Here is a 15,603-nt window from a genome sequence, read left to right as displayed (position 1 = left end):
AAATTCTACAAGCAAAGCAAGATGGGAGTCGGGGCCCCAACACAAAAAATCACGAAAGTGATTTTACAAGCTAAGCAAGTTGGGGTTACGACGAATTTAAAAGAATTCTGTCCCACTCTCAACATTTTTTCTAAATTGTTGCATTGAAGTGTCAAAATATACTAAATTAGATACAGTTATTAATAAAAAAGGAGACAATCGTATGTCCATTGATACAAAAAGAGATTACTTTTTCGATAACGCTCGAGCCATCCTCATCTTTTTAGTCGTGTTCGGTCATATGATTCAACCCTATACTTCTGAAAGTAAATCGTTATCTGCATTATATTTACTGATTTATAGTTTCCATATGCCATCATTTTTATTTATCTCTGGATACTTTGCCAAACATTTGGATAAACCACATTATTTAGAGAATGTAGCTAAAAAGTTACTTGCACCATATGCGATATTTTATGCCTTTTTCTCAGTTTATTATTTTTTAACTGGTAAAAGTGACGCAATACAAATGGATCCATTTAATCCAGTATTTGCTTTATGGTTTTTACTTACATTATTTAGTTTTCACGTCATACTTGTCATTGTACGTCGATACAAAGCATATTATGTGTTACCTATCGCATTAATCATTTCAATACTTGCTGGTTTTTCTGACGATATCGATGGTTATATGAGTATTTCTAGAACAATTGTATTTTTCCCAATATTCTATGTTGGCTATTTAACAACACGTTCACATACGCAACTATTGCGTAATAAAAAAATAAACGTATTTTCAATTATTGTACTTATCATATTTTTCATCGTTTATTACATCCATCCAATCAATTCAGATTGGCTCTTAGGTAGCAGTCCATACACTTCTCTCGAAAATAATAACGAAGATGTATATAGTCCCTTAAAACGTTTATTACTTTACTTCATCATATTTGTAACTATGTTCTCGTTTCTTAATTTAATGAGTACGACTAAACGTTTTTATACTTATATTGGTAATCGTACAATGTATATCTATTTACTTCATGGACTAGTTATAGGCATCGTTAGAGGTTATGAAATATATCCATTTAAATCTCAAACATCCGTTCTTACTTATGGCTATTTATTTATAATCTCAATCGTGATTGTTTATTTACTATCAACGAATTTTGTTTGTAAATGGACAAATCCTTTAATCAATTTGAAGAAACCTTCTTCATTTAAAGGATAATGACAAAATCATATAAAACAATACTTACCAAATTATGGTAGCTAAAATATGTTATTATAAGATTATTCTAAAAATTTATAGTAACATGTACGGTTACTATAATTTGGTTTTTTGAGGTGTAAAAATGAAATTAACTTTAAATTCAAATGCTAAATTTTTAAGGGCACCAAGTATTCGTCAGTTCTCTAATCGTATGAAGGATATTGATGATTGCGTCAATTTAACGATTGGTCAACCCGACTTTCCTATGCCAGATGTGGTGAAAGCGGCCTATATCACTGCAATACAAGAAGATAAAACGAGTTACTCACATAATAAAGGATTACCTGAAACACGTCAGGCAATCCGTAACTATTTCAACAATAAATACGGTTTCTATTATAGTGAAGAAGAAATTATTGTTACGAATGGTGCAAGTGAAGCACTTGATACTTCATTACGTAGTATTATCGAACCTGGTGACGAAATATTAATTCCGGGGCCTATTTACGCTGGCTATATTCCATTAGTAGAGACTTTAGGTGGTCACCCTATATATATAGATACAACAAAGACAGAATTTAAAATCACGCCTGAATTAATTGCTCAACACTACTCTGATAAGACAAAAGCAATTTTGTTGAATTACCCTACGAATCCTACGGGTGTCATATTAGATCGTAATGAAGTTAAAAGCATTGTAAATTATTTAAAAGATAAAGAAATTTTTATTATTAGTGATGAAATTTATGCGGAAAATACATTTAAAGGTAAACATGTTTCCTTTGCAGAATTTGAAGAGATACGCGATCAGCTTTTACTTATTGGTGGTTTGAGTAAATCTCATTCTGCTACAGGTATTCGTATCGGCTTCTTACTAGGGCCTGAATATTTAATTGAAAAGCTAACATTTATGCATGCCTATAATTGCATTTGTGCAAATGTCCCTTCACAAATTGCCTGCATTGCCGCACTCAATGAAGGATTAGATGCACCTCAATATATGAACCAAGCCTATATCGAGCGTCGTGACTATCTAGTCAGTAAACTAACAGAATTAGGTTTTGAACTTGATGCTCAACCAGAAGGTGCGTTCTATATATTCCCAAGTATTCGACAGTTTACGTCCAATGATTTTGACTTTTGCGTAAAAGTGCTTGAAGAAGCCCACGTAGCAATGGTGCCTGGGTCTTCCTTTACCGATATGGGTAAAGGTTATATCCGCATTTCTTATGCTTACGATATGGATGTCTTAAAAGAAGGTATGCGTCGATTAGAATTATTTTTAAAAAAATATTATAATTGATACCTTAATTTAAAAGGACACTTGTTAATAGCGATTAAATTGTTTATCAATTTATCACTATACAAGTGTCCTTTACTTATATTTATATTTGTATTATCATTAACCGGTTTATGGGAATTTAGGGAATTGATCGAAGTCTGGATCACGTTTTTCTTTAAACGCGTCACGACCTTCTTTCGCTTCATCCGTAGTATAGTAAAGTAATGTAGCATCTCCAGCCATTTGTTGTAAGCCAGCTAAGCCATCCGTATCAGCATTCATAGCAGCTTTTAAGAAACGTAAAGCTGTTGGAGAATGTTTCATAATGTCTTTACACCATTTAACCGTTTCATCTTCAACTTGGTCTAATGGTACAACTGTATTAACTAAGCCCATGTCTAAAGCTTCTTGTGCATTGTATTGGCGACATAAGTACCAAATTTCACGCGCTTTTTTATGGCCAACGATTCTTGCTAAGTAGCCAGAACCATAACCAGCATCAAATGAACCTACTTTAGGACCTGTTTGTCCGAAAATAGCATTGTCAGCAGCGATTGTTAAGTCACATACTACATTTAATACGTTACCACCACCGATGGCATAACCTCTAACCATTGCGATTACTGGTTTAGGAATGACACGGATTAAACGTTGTAAATCTAATACATTTAAACGAGGAATTTGGTCTTCACCTACATAGCCACCATGCCCACGTTTCTTTTGGTCACCGCCTGAACAAAAGGCTTTGTCACCTTCGCCAGTTAAGATGATTACAGAAATATTTTGATCATCACGCGCACGACTGAAAGCATCAATCATCTCAGCAACCGTTTTAGGTGTAAAAGCATTTCTCACTTCTGGACGATTAATCGTTACTTTTGCAATACCTTCATAAAATTCGTATTTTATTTCATCATATTCTCTAAGTGTTTCCCACTGTCTAGTCATTTTGCTCCTCCTTTAAAAAACCTAATACTATTGTATCAAATTCCGCTTTATCTTCCACATGAATTGTATGACCTACATTGGAAAAGGTATGGACTTGGCTATAGCGCATATCTTTGTTCATAGCTTGTCCAGTCTTCACAAATTTTTGGTCTAATTCACCTGTTAATATAAAGCACGGTATTTGAATTCGACTGATTTGATCCCATAGGTTAGGCATATGCCCTGTACCGTAATCACGTAATGCCTTTGCCAATTTATAAGGGTCTTGAGCCATACGCATATCACGCATAGCTATCTTTTGCGCTTTATCCAAATGCTGTTGTGTATAGAATAGCGGTAATTTTTCCCAATCATTTACAAAGACTTCTAATCCAGCTATTTCTAATACTTTCGCTCTAGCAGCATCTATTTGTTGTCGCTCATAACGATTATTTTCTTCTTTAATTCCTGGTGAACTACTTTCAAGAATCAATTTGTTAATTGTGTGTTTACCATACAGTGCATAGTAGAGTGCTACCCTACCACCCATTGAATAGCCCAATAACGTGACTTTATAAGATTCATACATGTCTAATAATTCATCCAATTGCTTCGCAAGAAATGGAAAATCCCATGTTACATTCATTGAGGATTGATCTTGACCATGGCCTGGTAAATCAACGGTTAACACATTAACCTCTTGTAACAATGGATCCACGTGCGCATCAAACGTACGACTATCACTTATAAAGCCATGTAGAAGTACTAATAATTGATTTGTCTCTCGTTTTGACTGATAAAAGTTATAATGTAACATTCAGAATACCACTCAATTTCTTATATAGAATTTGATGTTGCGACATATTGTCATCTCTATTCGTTACCAACTCATAAATATGTGAATGCATGTGTGACAGCTTTTCTTGAGTGAAATCCGTTACCGAATTAAAGCGTTTGAATGAAAAATCATAAAGTAGCGCTGTATATTCAAAATATAGTCCAGTTGGTGTGCCAAACAATCTTTCAAAATAAGCTTCTGCAGACGCCTTCTGTGGAAGATATGAGAATATACCACCACCATCATTGTTTAGCAATATAATATTTAAATGAATGTTGTTAATTTTTGCCATTAAAAGACCATTCATATCATGATAAAAGGCTAAGTCACCTATCAATAACGTTATTTTCTTATGTACAGCCATGCCAATAGCTGTAGACACAACACCATCAATACCATTTGCGCCACGATTTGCGTATACTTCAACTTCACTATTGTAAAGTAAATTATCTACGTCACGAACTGGCATACTATTACTTACAAAAATAGCATCTTCTTTAGTCAGTTTATCAATGACTGTTTTTACAAATGCCGCTTCATCTGTCGCATGTGACATATGCTTATCGATATGATGTCTCGCTTGAGATTCAAGTGTTCGCCACATTTCTATCCAATCGTTACGTTCAACTGCTGATTCTTCAATAAGGTTTCTAAAGAAATCATTTGCAGATATTTCATAAGACACACTTGGTGGTGTTGGAAAAACATCTATCTTGTCATTATTTTGAACAAGTATTTGATAGGCATTCGTATGTTTAAGCCATTGATTTAACTTTTTAGAGATAACTGGTTTCCCAACTCTAATAACAAAATCAACATCTAAATCAAGCCCTGCACGAAAATATAAGTCATACGTCGTTATCACATTAGGATGATTATACTTACGTAACTGACTCAATGGGTCAGCAAGTATAGGTAAATCGTGCACCGTTGCATATGTAAGAATTTGATCAACAGCTTGATGTTGCATGTCACCGACAATAATCAATCCTTTTTTCTCTTTTAAAATATGACTGATATCTTGAACGTTAATATTTTTTTGATAATGCGGTAACTTTTTAGTATAAGACGTCAACCATTCTTGTCTTTCAAGATTAGGCGTTAATGGCTCTCTAAATGGTAAGTTAAAGTGAATTGGACCTCTATGAGGACCATATAAATATTGGCTTGCAATCTGCATTTGGTAATAAATGGCATCTAGCATGTATTCAGTACCATCAGCGACAGGCATATCAAACTGAAAATTAACATAATTTGCAAACATATTCACTTGATTAATCGCTTGAGGTGCGCCTACACTTCTTAATTCATGAGGACGATCACTTGTTAACACGATTAAAGGTATACGACTGATTTGGCTCTCTGCAATTGCTGGCGTATAATTCGCTGCTGCAGTACCTGAAGTACATAAAATCGCTACAGGTCGTTCGCTCCCTTTTATTAAACCTAAAGCAAAAAATGCCGCACTACGTTCGTCTGGGTGTACCCAAGTCTTAATGTTAGGATGTGCCTCAAACGCAATTGCTAGTGGTGTAGATCTTGAGCCGGGACTAATGACTACTTCACGTACACCATAGGCATATAACTCAGATGCAAAGGTATATACTTGTTTAGTTAATGCTTCGTTATGATTCATTCTTATCCACTACTCCTAAAGCATTCATCATTGGTGAAAATTTAACCGCTGTTTCAGCTAATTCGCTATCTGGATCAGAATCTTTTACAATTCCGCATCCTGCAAATAACGTCGTTTGATTTTGTTTCATTAACATAGAGCGTATGGCTACAATAAACTCACAATCATCATTCATGTCAATGTAGCCAACCGGTGCACCATATAAACCACGCGTTCCAAACTCATTTTCTTCAATAAATTTGAGTGCTTCATCTTTAGGATAGCCACCTAACGCTGGTGTAGGATGCATGTCGTCTATTAACCCAATAAATGCATTGTTTTTTAACTGACCTTGTATTTGCGTATATAAATGATATAAATGGTCATTTTTTAAAATATTCGGTGTATGATTATATTCAATATGATCAACGTAAGGTGTGATATCATCTAGAATACTTCTAACTACAAAATCATGTTCACCTAAATTCTTTTTATCCTTTAAAAATGCTTGTATATTTTTTTCATCTTCTTCAGTGTCGTTAGATCGTTTAATCGTACCAGCTACTGCTTTCGTAGATAAAACACCATCTTCTTCTACCTTAAGAAGTTGTTCTGGTGTTTGTGAAAAGAATACAGATTGGTTGGACTCTAAAATAAATAAATAGCTATTTTTTTCATTTTGTAGTGCGCGATTAAGCACGTAAGGTATACTAATTGGCTTATCAAATTTGATCATACGACGTCTAGCAAGCACAATTTTTTTAGTTTCATCAAGCTGAGCAATCGCATCTCTAACCAGTTCTTTCCACTCATCAACGTAAATATCTTCCATTCGTAAGATATTTCCTAATGTTTCATCTTGATCATCTTGTCCAATGTGCGCCTCTTCAAAGAAAGCGACTACCTCTTTGAATGCTTCAATATCAAAATTGGCTCTTTCCACTGTATAAGTCAGGTAAGTAGTCTGATTAATATTCGAAATGAGTACTTGAGGCACTACAAAATGATTGATGCCAAATTCTCGCCACTCATCATCAGACTTATGGCTAGAGAATTGAAATCCTCCAATGACTTTTAAATGATGCTTTTCTATATCTGGGTGAACTAATTCAACATCTTTTTTAAATTTTTCCCACTCACGAAAGATCGATTGCTTGTTATCAAAGTTATTTTTGAACCTTTGAACAGCATGATAGCCGAAAAACGAAGACGCATTATCATTTAAGCGAAAATAAAAGCGATCCCCTGCTTGTGCTTCTGTTAAATTGAACAACTCGTCAGGCGCAAGTGATCTATCAATTTTCACTTCAACAGATACCCAGCTTTTGTTACTTTCATATATTGACTCAATAATGTCATCTTCCTTTATATTCGCAGCCATTCATTTCACTTCTTTCATTATCTATTTTTTCTCATTACAATATTGTATCATTTTTAATTATTTATAGTGGCATAATTGCTTAATCTTCTAGGGAAATATTTCACGACAATTGACCTTTATATATGATTCCTTTAAAATACATATGTTAAAACTATATACTATAAGAGGTAGATCAAATTATGACAAATCAATATCAACAATATTCTACTGTTAGAAAATATTGGCATTTGATGCGACCTCATACTTTAACTGCTGCTGTTGTACCTGTATTAGTTGGTACGGCAACTGCTAAACTTTTTTTATTAGGTAGTCAAGATCACATTAAATTCATGTTATTTCTTGCAATGTTAATTGCTTGTTTACTTATTCAAGCTGCAACGAACATGTTTAACGAGTATTATGACTTTAAAAAAGGTTTAGACGATCACACTTCCGTTGGTATCGGTGGTGCTATCGTAAGAAACGGTATGAGTCCAAAACTTGTCATGAATCTAGCAATTGCTTTTTATATCATCGCTGCATTTCTCGGTATCATTTTAGCAGCTAATAGTTCATTTTGGATTATTCCAGTAGGCATCGTTTGTATGGCAATTGGTTATTTATATACTGGTGGCCCAATCCCTATTTCTTGGACCCCATTCGGTGAACTATTTTCTGGATTGTTTATGGGCATGATTATTATTTTATTAGCGTTCTTTATTCAAACTGGCAATGTTAATGGCTTTGTAGTTTGGATTAGTTTTCCGATTGTTATTACAATTGGCTTAATTAACATGGCTAATAATATTCGCGATAGCGTTAAAGACCAAGCGAGTGGGCGTAAAACATTACCAATCCTATTAGGTAAGAACGCTTCAATTACATTTATGGCAATTATGTATATCGTTGCATATGTGTTCGTTATTTATACTGCGCTATTTGTAGATGGCGGTTCACTATTTTATTTACTTGTATTGCTATCATTTCCTATGCCAGTCAAAGCGATCCGTCGCTTCAAGAAGAATGACACACCTGCAAGTATGATGCCTGCAATGGCTGCAACTGGAAAAACAAATACAATCTTCGGTGTATTATACGCATTAGGCATATACATCAGTGCTTTATTAGGTGGTATATAATACATCACTTGTGACATTTTAAATGTTGATACAAGTAAAATAGGACGGAGGACGAGACTTTGAAATGATTTCTAATTTCTGTCTCCTCCGTTCTATTTTTTTACTTTATGATGAATAAACCATGTGTAAATATTGATGACCATATAATTCCACATCTTCAGTCCATTTAAAGCCCAATCGTTCATACAATTTCTTAGCTCTCGGATTATCATAGTCGCAACTTAAACTCCACTTTGTATCTGGATACGTTGCTATTAAATAATTAAACAGTTTCGTTGCAATACCTTGTCCTCTAAACTTTGAAAAAGTAGCAACAGCTTCAATATACCATTCATCATCCTTCGATTCTTTCAATGGCAATGGCGTTCCAAGTGCTTTTATGTCATCCTCTAATGGTAATTCATTCCATGATGCTTCTAACTCTAATTCTTTAGAGCCCTCATAGGCAATGATACAACCTGCCACTTCGTCGTCTTGCTCATATACCCAGATATTATTATAATTCGTTCTATAATTAATATTAACGATACTCTCTTCAATAGCTTGAATGACTCTTTCTTTGGAAATTTCTTGCACAATATCAAGTTCCATATCTTTCCAAATAATGTAACATAATTCTGCAATTGACTTACTATCGCTCGGACGTGCTTTTCGTATCATTAGTTAATTCCCCTTTCGATTAGTGTATTAACTATATTATATAAAATTTACAAATAATAATAAATTAATTGCAATAAATTGAAGCATTGAAATTTTGATTATAAATACATTATCTAATATCTGAGTATTATTTGATTTAATTTTTGAAATGCTTAAAATATAAATTTAAGGAGGCATCATTATTATGAGAGTTAATAAAACATTATATGTATTATGTTCTTTGTTTTTAGGCGGTGTCGGTATTCATAAATTTTATGCAGATAAAGTATGGCAAGGCGTCTTTCATTTAGTTTTCTTCTGGACTACAATTCCTACTATTGTTTCTATTATTCATGGGATTATTGTCATCTTCACAACTAAAGCAGATCAATATGGCTATATTTATATACCAAATAAGCGACATCCATAACTTTTTAATAAATAATTATAGATAATATCTTTAATTATGTGTAGAACGGGTAAACTCAAATAAACAATTTAAAAAAGGAGCAAGTTAATATGAATATCATTAAACGTGTCATTCGAATCGTGATAACAGGCTACTTAGTAAAGTGGATTCGTAATAAAATTGAGGGTAAATCAAACGGTGGACAAAAATAGAAATAAAAAAGGTCTATTCGCTAACTATAATTAAGTAGTGAATAGACCTTTTATAATGATGAGTGACAGGATCCTAATTTACTCATTGAGAAATGCCTCCAGATTTTTATATTCGTTCGTATAATTGATAAATGCTTCTTCATTCTTATTAATAAGTGCCTCATCAATCAACTTTAATAGTTGCTTTTTTCTTCCTTGACGAAGGGCCTCTTCAATGACCATCTCTACGCCTAAATCATTAACTGTAGTAACAAAGTCTTCTAACGTCGTATGTTTGACATTCGTGTTGTAATTCATTGCAATCACTGCCTTTCTTTTATGTATAAGGATAGTATACAAGTTTTTATTTTTTAAATCAATCGAATATTCTGACTTTTCACAAAAAATATGTGTAATTTTATATGTAATGAATATCTTGACGACATATAAAAATTTTATATAATAAATTTATATTATTAATCGTTGTATTTTTAGCGCTTAATAATAACTTTATTTTAAGGAGGTTAAGAGATGACAAAAATTTCTCAAACTCAAAATACCGTATATATTATTCGGAAAGGCGACATGGTCATCAAACCAGTTATTGATGCCTATGAGCAAACGAAAGGATCAGAAATATTAAAGTATGATTCCTCAATTGTAACGAGTCCATTTAAAACACAAAAGATTGTCGAGCGATCATGTAAGTTTTATGGAAACAGTTATATTAGTAAAAAATCCGAAACGCAACGTATTGCTGGTATTACTAGCAAACCGCCTATCTTATTGACCCCTCTATTCCCTACGTACTTTTTCCCAACCCATTCATACCGTTTAGAAGAAAACATGTGGATCAATATGCATTATGTTCATGAAATCAAACCTCTTAAAAATCGAAAATGTAAAATCATCTTCGCAAATCACCAAACGTTAACACTGAATGTATCCTATCATAGCATTTGGCACCAATACTCTAACTGCATATTCTATTATTACATGGTTGATAAACAATCACGTATGAAATCAAACAATCCAGAAATGCCAATTGATTATGAAAAAACAACTTTAAATATTTTCGAAGCACTTTCACATTATTCACTATTGCAAGATAACTAGTTTCACGTTTAATTTTAAATCATACGGAACTTTTATATTAATATAGTGTAAATGTTCCGTATATTTTTTGAATATAATCCCTTGCAAATTTTAAGTTTATTGATATAATAATATTTGTGCTCATAGAGATACATTATATAAATACATATTAATCCGCAGTAGCTCAGTGGTAGAGCTATCGGCTGTTAACCGATCGGTCGTAGGTTCGAATCCTACCTGCGGAGCCATATGGAAACGTACTCAAGTTGGCTGAAGAGGCGCCCCTGCTAAGGGTGTAGGTCGCGAGAGCGGCGCGAGGGTTCGAATCCCTCCGTTTCCGTCATTTAAAACCCTCCGTAAATCGGAGGGTTTTTTCTATTTTTTAAGTGATCTTCATCAAAATTAAGGTTCTACAAAAATTGGATTAATGAAAAAATTGCTCATTATACTTGTTAAATTTATAAATTGCTACATTTTTATCAATAAAGGAGTTTCATAATGAAAAAGGTTTTTGTTTTATTATTTAGTAGTTTATTAATATTAGGTGCATGTGGCAACAACGATTCATCAAATAAAGATGATGCTAATAAAAAAACAGAATCAAGTTCTAGTAAAAAGTCAAATGAGCCTATTAAAAAGAAAGAGAAATCAAAAGATCAAAAGAAAGAAGCAGCTTCAAATGAAGAGAAGCAATACAGCCAAGAACAATCACAAACTCAACAAGCAAATACTCAAGAGCAATTTCAAACTCAACAACATAATGTCCAAAGCAATCAGCATGAAGTTAATACACAACAAAACAATCAATCCGAAAATTTTCAAAATAGCCAACAATTTCAGCAACCTGTAAATAGTGCAAGAGAGCAAGCATTAAATGAAGGTATAGATTTTAACAATCCCACTGATGAAGAAATAGAAAGAATGCGAGAATTAAGTAAAAACTCTCCTTATGGATTGCAAGAACCTACTCAAGCGGGGCCTAATGAATAATAAAAATAAAATAGGTACTATTAATGTAGTAAAATGTCCTCCCATTTTATAATACAAATTTATAACATAAAAAGCACAAAGATATTTAAACGTCTAACCTACCAAGTTAATTTTAACTTTAGTGGTTCAGTACATTTATATCTTTGTGCTTTTCGACTTAGTATTTATACCATTTTAATAAGACATTAATTTTAAGATATCTTCTTTTTCAATAGCGCCGAAATAATGATAGAAATCAAATTCTTCCATCGCTTCTTTAATATGATTATAGTCATGTAAGACGCCTATAAGTGCTTCTTCTAACTCTGTAACATCGCCTTCACCAAAGAAGTCACCGAAGATTCTAGCATGTTCAATTTTACCTTTTTTCACATCAAACTTAATTTGTACAAATCCTTTTTCAAATTTTTCATCGCGTTCAAAATTGTATTTAGGATTTCGACCATAATTCCATTCCCATGTGCGATATTTCTCGTTACTTAACCCTTCAATATTCTTCCAATCTTCATCAGTTAATTTATATTCTTCGACTTCATGTTCACCAAAGATTGTTTTCAAGATGATTTGTTTAAAGTCATCAATAGAGATTGATTCTTCTAAGAATTCATCAATATTTGCGACACGCTTACGTACCGACTTAACACCCTTAGATTGAATTTTTTTAGGGTTAACTTTTAATGCGTTTTGTACTTCTCCCAAGTCACTATTTAACATTAATGTGCCATGACTAAACATTCTGTCTTTAACTTTAACCATCGCATTTCCTGAAATTTTAGCTTGTCCAACTTGAATATCATTACGTCCCGTCATTTCTGCATCTACGCCCATTGATTGAAGTGCTTGTACAATTGGCTCTGTAAATTTTTTGAAATTATGGAAGCTATTACCATCATCGTCTGTAATAAAACTAAAGTTTAAATTACCTTGATCGTGATATACAGCACCTCCACCTGAAATACGACGCACAACATGAATATTATGCTCATCCACATACTGTTTATTTACTTCTTCTATAGTGTTTTGATTTTTTCCAACAATAATTGACGGACCATTTACATAAAATAAAAAGTAACTGTCGTCTGAAGGTAAGTGTTTTAACACATATTCTTCCATAGCAAGATTCATTGTAGGATCTGTAATATTATTATTACTTACAAATTTCATCTTTATCTCTCCTTTGTCTCACTCGTATATGCCCTTAATTAAGTTATGCCTTATATTTATTTATTTTGCCAATCATTTACTCAAATTTGACATTATTTTCATAATTAAAATATTATTTGCCAATTTTAGCATATATTTGTTTATTATTATGGTAATTTTTAGTACAATATAGTCTAGCTATGATTTTAGGAGGACTCGGTATGACTGTTGCAGAAGTAGGAAATATCGTAGAATTTTATGACGGTTTAAGAGGCCGTGTTGAGAAAATTAATGACAATTCAGTTATTGTAGACTTAACAATTATGGATAAATTCAATGAATTAGACTTACCTGAGAAAACGGTTATTAATCATAAACGATATACTATCGTTGAATAAGAAGGTATACATTAAAATGAAAAATATATCAAAAGCTTTAATTTGGTTTATAGCAAGTTTCATTGTATTCCATTTGATTTTATTTGTAATGTGGGGAGAACATCAAGAATATTGGTATTTATATACCGGTATTATGTTAATTGCAGGTATTAGTTATGTATTTTACCAACGAGACATCGAATCTAAACGCTTATTAACTTCTATTGGCGTTGGTATTGTTACGGGTATTATATTGGTTATTATACAATTAATCTTTTCATTGCTATCTCCACAAATTACTTATGCAGAACTCATTAAAGAATTATCAAGAACAGGTGTTTATTTCAAATGGCAAATGTTAGTAACATTAATTTTTGTTATACCTTGTCATGAGTTATATATGAGAACGATTTTACAAAAAGAATTAACGCGTTTTAAATTACCTACTTGGTTAATCATATTAATAACTGCATTATGTTCTAGTTCATTATTTATCTATTTAGACAAATGGTGGATCGTGGCGTTTATTTTCGTAGCTCAACTTCTTTTATCATTGAGTTATCAATATACACGTCGCATCGTAACAACATCTTTAGGACAAATTGTTGCAATTATATTATTATTAATATTTCATGGATAAAAAACTTTTCTTAGTGTTTGAGCTAAGAAAAGTTTTTTTGTAGTCATTTGCGTTTCAGCAACGTTTTATTATATAGAGCTGATTTAATATTTAACTATAAAGTTAGCATCAACATTTAGATTGAAATCAGATTGATTGAGTCTTGTAGCTATAAGTGTGCTCATTGGTTGATCACATGTAGAATGCAATGTTGATTCAGACTCTAAATATTGACGGTAATTTCTATAGCAATAATCTGTCATCGTTACTCTATAGTGTTTATCTAATTCAAGACCCTTTAATGTCACCCTGTTAAAGCGTGGTGCAGACATATCCACGATATAATCGAATCCTTGCCACATCGTACATCGTGTTTCATCAATAATTGTCATACTTAATTGTTTGTGTTCAAATTGAATATAAGAGTACGTATATTCAATCATCTTTTTAATTTGATGACCCTTTAAAGTGATATCTATTGCTTTATCTGGATGTGGATAAGCGTTATATACATCTTCATTCGTAACAATACCTTTTAATCCCTTTTCACCATTTTTAGGCACATTAGCACACGTAATTTCATTGTCAAAAGCCAAATGTAGACTGTCATGTAATAATTGGGTAAATGGGTGTGGTTTACTTAACAAATCTTCTAATCCATTAACGTCTAAATTAACTTTATTATTAGAAACGATTTCCTTAGACCAATGTTCTAGTGCTTTTCGATCATAATACGTTGTTTCGAGTAATGCTTGATCTTCTGGATATTCACTTAAATTGATTACAGTAGATTGAATGTCTTCTTTTTCAAAAGAATTAGTGCGTTTTTTAAATTTAATCTTCACGTGTACCAACTCTTGTGCATTCTGTCCTGCTTGAACATATACAGTTTCAAAGTCATTTCCAATAATGGTTTGGTGTTGGTGTGCAGTGATCATCAAATCGATGACACCAATTTCTTTCATAATTTTTTCCGCTTCATGCGACCCTTTACTATGTCTAGTATTGGTTTGATTGATTTTATAGAGGCCTCCATGATATATCACGATTAAAAAGTCAGGATGTTCACTTTCATGAATATATCTAATCCATCGTTTTGCAGATAGTAAAGCTTTTTCAATACTGACAGCTTTCTCCATTTCAGCAAATTCATTTTTCATGAGCCCATCAGCAGTTAAGCCAACAATCGCGAGTCTAACATTATCATACTCTTTGATGATATAAGGCGTTGAGAAGTATGGCTCTTTTGTGAGCGCAAACTCTATATTTGCAGATAACCATTGAAATCGAGATAGTGAAACAGCTTTTGTTAGAAATGATAAACCAAATTTGAAATCGTCTGGGCTTACACCGCTAGCATCATACTGCATCGCATTCATCAATTTAATCATTGGATGACGTTTGTATGGCGCCACAACTGCATAATAATGCGCAGCCATCGAGCCAGCAATACTGCCTCCACTATCTAATAAAATGACTTTATCATTATTATCTCTCACATTTTTAACGTAAGTTCCTGCACGATAGATATTTGAACCAAAGTCTCCGTTCATAAAATGACTATGCATATCTGAAGTTGCTAAGATATCTATATTTATATGTTCATTTTTCTCCAATTTACACACCCCTTATTTAAAGATAGTTTAACATTTATTAAACTACGGGTGCTATTTATTTCTAACCAAAAACTGGGACAGAACAAATTATCTTGAATTCGTTCTATCCCAGCTTGCTATAGATATATGTCTTATTCAAATTAATACCATAACGTTTTAAATGATTTAACT

At 32.7% G+C, this 15,603-nt stretch carries 17 protein-coding genes and 2 tRNA genes; 11 read left to right on the top strand and 8 right to left on the bottom strand.

The window, feature by feature from the left end:
* Positions 1-202 precede the first annotated feature (202 nt).
* Both JVV30_RS02825 and JVV30_RS02820 read left to right on the top strand, forming a co-directional pair.
* Positions 203-1,210 (top strand): acyltransferase family protein, encoded by a 1,008-nt coding sequence (locus tag JVV30_RS02825; RefSeq protein ID WP_053029115.1) that lies wholly within the window; start codon positions 203-205, stop codon positions 1,208-1,210.
* 124 nt (positions 1,211-1,334) lie between these two features.
* Entirely contained in the window at positions 1,335-2,495 is a 1,161-nt protein-coding gene (locus tag JVV30_RS02820; protein WP_070855065.1) for an aminotransferase class I/II-fold pyridoxal phosphate-dependent enzyme, read from the top strand.
* A 108-nt stretch (positions 2,496-2,603) separates the two neighbouring features.
* Here JVV30_RS02820 and menB read toward each other — a convergent pair whose 3' ends face one another.
* From menB to JVV30_RS02800, 4 genes are read right to left on the bottom strand one after another with little or no spacing between them, the layout of a single operon-like run.
* On the bottom strand, positions 2,604-3,422 hold the full coding sequence (menB, locus tag JVV30_RS02815) for a 1,4-dihydroxy-2-naphthoyl-CoA synthase (RefSeq protein WP_053029113.1): 819 nt from the start codon (positions 3,420-3,422) through the stop codon (positions 2,604-2,606).
* Positions 3,415-4,218, bottom strand: a complete 804-nt coding sequence (gene menH, locus JVV30_RS02810; protein WP_070855066.1) for a 2-succinyl-6-hydroxy-2,4-cyclohexadiene-1-carboxylate synthase — start codon at positions 4,216-4,218, stop codon at positions 3,415-3,417. The genes menB and menH overlap by 8 nt, the downstream gene beginning before the upstream one ends.
* Entirely contained in the window at positions 4,205-5,875 is a 1,671-nt protein-coding gene (gene menD, locus JVV30_RS02805; RefSeq protein WP_204193334.1) for a 2-succinyl-5-enolpyruvyl-6-hydroxy-3-cyclohexene-1-carboxylic-acid synthase, read from the bottom strand. The genes menH and menD overlap by 14 nt, the downstream gene beginning before the upstream one ends.
* A complete protein-coding gene (locus JVV30_RS02800) occupies positions 5,865-7,235 on the bottom strand; it encodes an isochorismate synthase (RefSeq protein WP_204193332.1) in 1,371 nt (456 codons plus the stop codon). Before JVV30_RS02800 ends, menD begins: the two co-directional genes overlap by 11 nt.
* A gap of 179 nt (positions 7,236-7,414) precedes the next feature.
* On the opposite strand from JVV30_RS02800, the gene JVV30_RS02795 reads away from it, so the two are divergent.
* Positions 7,415-8,353, top strand: a complete 939-nt coding sequence (locus JVV30_RS02795) for a 1,4-dihydroxy-2-naphthoate polyprenyltransferase (protein WP_204193330.1) — start codon at positions 7,415-7,417, stop codon at positions 8,351-8,353.
* A 105-nt stretch (positions 8,354-8,458) separates the two neighbouring features.
* Here JVV30_RS02795 and JVV30_RS02790 read toward each other — a convergent pair whose 3' ends face one another.
* Entirely contained in the window at positions 8,459-9,013 is a 555-nt protein-coding gene (locus tag JVV30_RS02790; RefSeq protein ID WP_204193327.1) for a GNAT family N-acetyltransferase, read from the bottom strand.
* A gap of 184 nt (positions 9,014-9,197) precedes the next feature.
* On the opposite strand from JVV30_RS02790, the gene JVV30_RS02785 reads away from it, so the two are divergent.
* Positions 9,198-9,422, top strand: a complete 225-nt coding sequence (locus tag JVV30_RS02785) for a TM2 domain-containing protein (protein WP_053029107.1) — start codon at positions 9,198-9,200, stop codon at positions 9,420-9,422.
* 89 nt (positions 9,423-9,511) lie between these two features.
* Positions 9,512-9,613 (top strand): SAR1012 family small protein, encoded by a 102-nt coding sequence (locus tag JVV30_RS13180; RefSeq protein WP_231119772.1) that lies wholly within the window; start codon positions 9,512-9,514, stop codon positions 9,611-9,613.
* 78 nt (positions 9,614-9,691) lie between these two features.
* On the opposite strand, the gene JVV30_RS02780 is transcribed toward JVV30_RS13180, so the two are convergent.
* Positions 9,692-9,910 carry an IDEAL domain-containing protein gene (locus JVV30_RS02780; RefSeq protein WP_053029106.1) on the bottom strand — a complete coding sequence of 73 codons (219 nt, stop codon included), beginning with the start codon at positions 9,908-9,910 and terminating at the stop codon, positions 9,692-9,694.
* A gap of 213 nt (positions 9,911-10,123) precedes the next feature.
* On the opposite strand from JVV30_RS02780, the gene JVV30_RS02775 reads away from it, so the two are divergent.
* The 4 genes from JVV30_RS02775 to JVV30_RS02760 all read left to right on the top strand — a co-directional run bounded on the left by JVV30_RS02775 (position 10,124) and on the right by JVV30_RS02760 (position 11,677).
* The gene (locus tag JVV30_RS02775; protein WP_070855070.1) at positions 10,124-10,708 is read left to right on the top strand and encodes a competence protein ComK; all 585 of its coding nucleotides are present in this window, start codon (positions 10,124-10,126) and stop codon (positions 10,706-10,708) included.
* 152 nt (positions 10,709-10,860) lie between these two features.
* A tRNA-Asn gene (locus tag JVV30_RS02770) sits at positions 10,861-10,935 on the top strand.
* A 3-nt stretch (positions 10,936-10,938) separates the two neighbouring features.
* Positions 10,939-11,027: transfer RNA gene (locus JVV30_RS02765), tRNA-Ser, on the top strand.
* A gap of 158 nt (positions 11,028-11,185) precedes the next feature.
* Positions 11,186-11,677: a hypothetical protein gene (locus tag JVV30_RS02760; protein WP_070855071.1), complete on the top strand. Its 492-nt coding sequence runs from the start codon at positions 11,186-11,188 to the stop codon at positions 11,675-11,677.
* Between the two features lie 174 nt (positions 11,678-11,851).
* Here JVV30_RS02760 and lplA read toward each other — a convergent pair whose 3' ends face one another.
* A complete protein-coding gene (lplA, locus tag JVV30_RS02755) occupies positions 11,852-12,841 on the bottom strand; it encodes a lipoate--protein ligase (RefSeq protein ID WP_204193325.1) in 990 nt (329 codons plus the stop codon).
* A gap of 200 nt (positions 12,842-13,041) precedes the next feature.
* Between lplA and JVV30_RS02750 the strand changes: the two genes are divergently transcribed.
* Both JVV30_RS02750 and JVV30_RS02745 read left to right on the top strand, forming a co-directional pair.
* Positions 13,042-13,218: a YkvS family protein gene (locus tag JVV30_RS02750; protein ID WP_204193323.1), complete on the top strand. Its 177-nt coding sequence runs from the start codon at positions 13,042-13,044 to the stop codon at positions 13,216-13,218.
* A gap of 16 nt (positions 13,219-13,234) precedes the next feature.
* Positions 13,235-13,837 carry a CPBP family glutamic-type intramembrane protease gene (locus JVV30_RS02745; protein ID WP_204193321.1) on the top strand — a complete coding sequence of 201 codons (603 nt, stop codon included), beginning with the start codon at positions 13,235-13,237 and terminating at the stop codon, positions 13,835-13,837.
* Between the two features lie 83 nt (positions 13,838-13,920).
* Here JVV30_RS02745 and JVV30_RS02740 read toward each other — a convergent pair whose 3' ends face one another.
* Positions 13,921-15,432 carry a bifunctional metallophosphatase/5'-nucleotidase gene (locus tag JVV30_RS02740; RefSeq protein WP_070855072.1) on the bottom strand — a complete coding sequence of 504 codons (1,512 nt, stop codon included), beginning with the start codon at positions 15,430-15,432 and terminating at the stop codon, positions 13,921-13,923.
* Between the last annotated feature and the right edge of the window lie 171 nt (positions 15,433-15,603).

Origin of the sequence: Staphylococcus sp. GDY8P47P, from assembly GCF_016892225.1 — a bacterium.
GTDB classification, from domain to species: Bacteria; Bacillota; Bacilli; order Staphylococcales; family Staphylococcaceae; genus Staphylococcus; species Staphylococcus borealis.
Note: the sequence above shows the minus strand (reverse complement) of the source record. Positions and strands in the feature narration are given on the sequence as shown.

Bases quoted from the DNA above. Each gene is read 5' to 3' on its own strand.
- JVV30_RS02745 (WP_204193321.1), top strand. From the start codon at position 13,235: ATGAAAAATATATCAAAAGCTTTAATTTGGTTTATAGCAAGTTTCATT.
- JVV30_RS02790 (WP_204193327.1), bottom strand. From the start codon at position 9,013: ATGATACGAAAAGCACGTCCGAGCGATAGTAAGTCAATTGCAGAATTA.
- JVV30_RS02785 (WP_053029107.1), top strand. From the start codon at position 9,198: ATGAGAGTTAATAAAACATTATATGTATTATGTTCTTTGTTTTTAGGC.
- JVV30_RS02760 (WP_070855071.1), top strand. From the start codon at position 11,186: ATGAAAAAGGTTTTTGTTTTATTATTTAGTAGTTTATTAATATTAGGT.
- JVV30_RS02825 (WP_053029115.1), top strand. From the start codon at position 203: ATGTCCATTGATACAAAAAGAGATTACTTTTTCGATAACGCTCGAGCC.
- JVV30_RS02795 (WP_204193330.1), top strand. From the start codon at position 7,415: ATGACAAATCAATATCAACAATATTCTACTGTTAGAAAATATTGGCAT.
- JVV30_RS02800 (WP_204193332.1), bottom strand. From the start codon at position 7,235: ATGGCTGCGAATATAAAGGAAGATGACATTATTGAGTCAATATATGAA.
- JVV30_RS02775 (WP_070855070.1), top strand. From the start codon at position 10,124: ATGACAAAAATTTCTCAAACTCAAAATACCGTATATATTATTCGGAAA.
- menB (WP_053029113.1), bottom strand. From the start codon at position 3,422: ATGACTAGACAGTGGGAAACACTTAGAGAATATGATGAAATAAAATAC.
- menH (WP_070855066.1), bottom strand. From the start codon at position 4,218: ATGTTACATTATAACTTTTATCAGTCAAAACGAGAGACAAATCAATTA.
- JVV30_RS02780 (WP_053029106.1), bottom strand. From the start codon at position 9,910: ATGAATTACAACACGAATGTCAAACATACGACGTTAGAAGACTTTGTT.
- menD (WP_204193334.1), bottom strand. From the start codon at position 5,875: ATGAATCATAACGAAGCATTAACTAAACAAGTATATACCTTTGCATCT.
- JVV30_RS13180 (WP_231119772.1), top strand. From the start codon at position 9,512: ATGAATATCATTAAACGTGTCATTCGAATCGTGATAACAGGCTACTTA.
- JVV30_RS02750 (WP_204193323.1), top strand. From the start codon at position 13,042: ATGACTGTTGCAGAAGTAGGAAATATCGTAGAATTTTATGACGGTTTA.
- lplA (WP_204193325.1), bottom strand. From the start codon at position 12,841: ATGAAATTTGTAAGTAATAATAATATTACAGATCCTACAATGAATCTT.
- JVV30_RS02820 (WP_070855065.1), top strand. From the start codon at position 1,335: ATGAAATTAACTTTAAATTCAAATGCTAAATTTTTAAGGGCACCAAGT.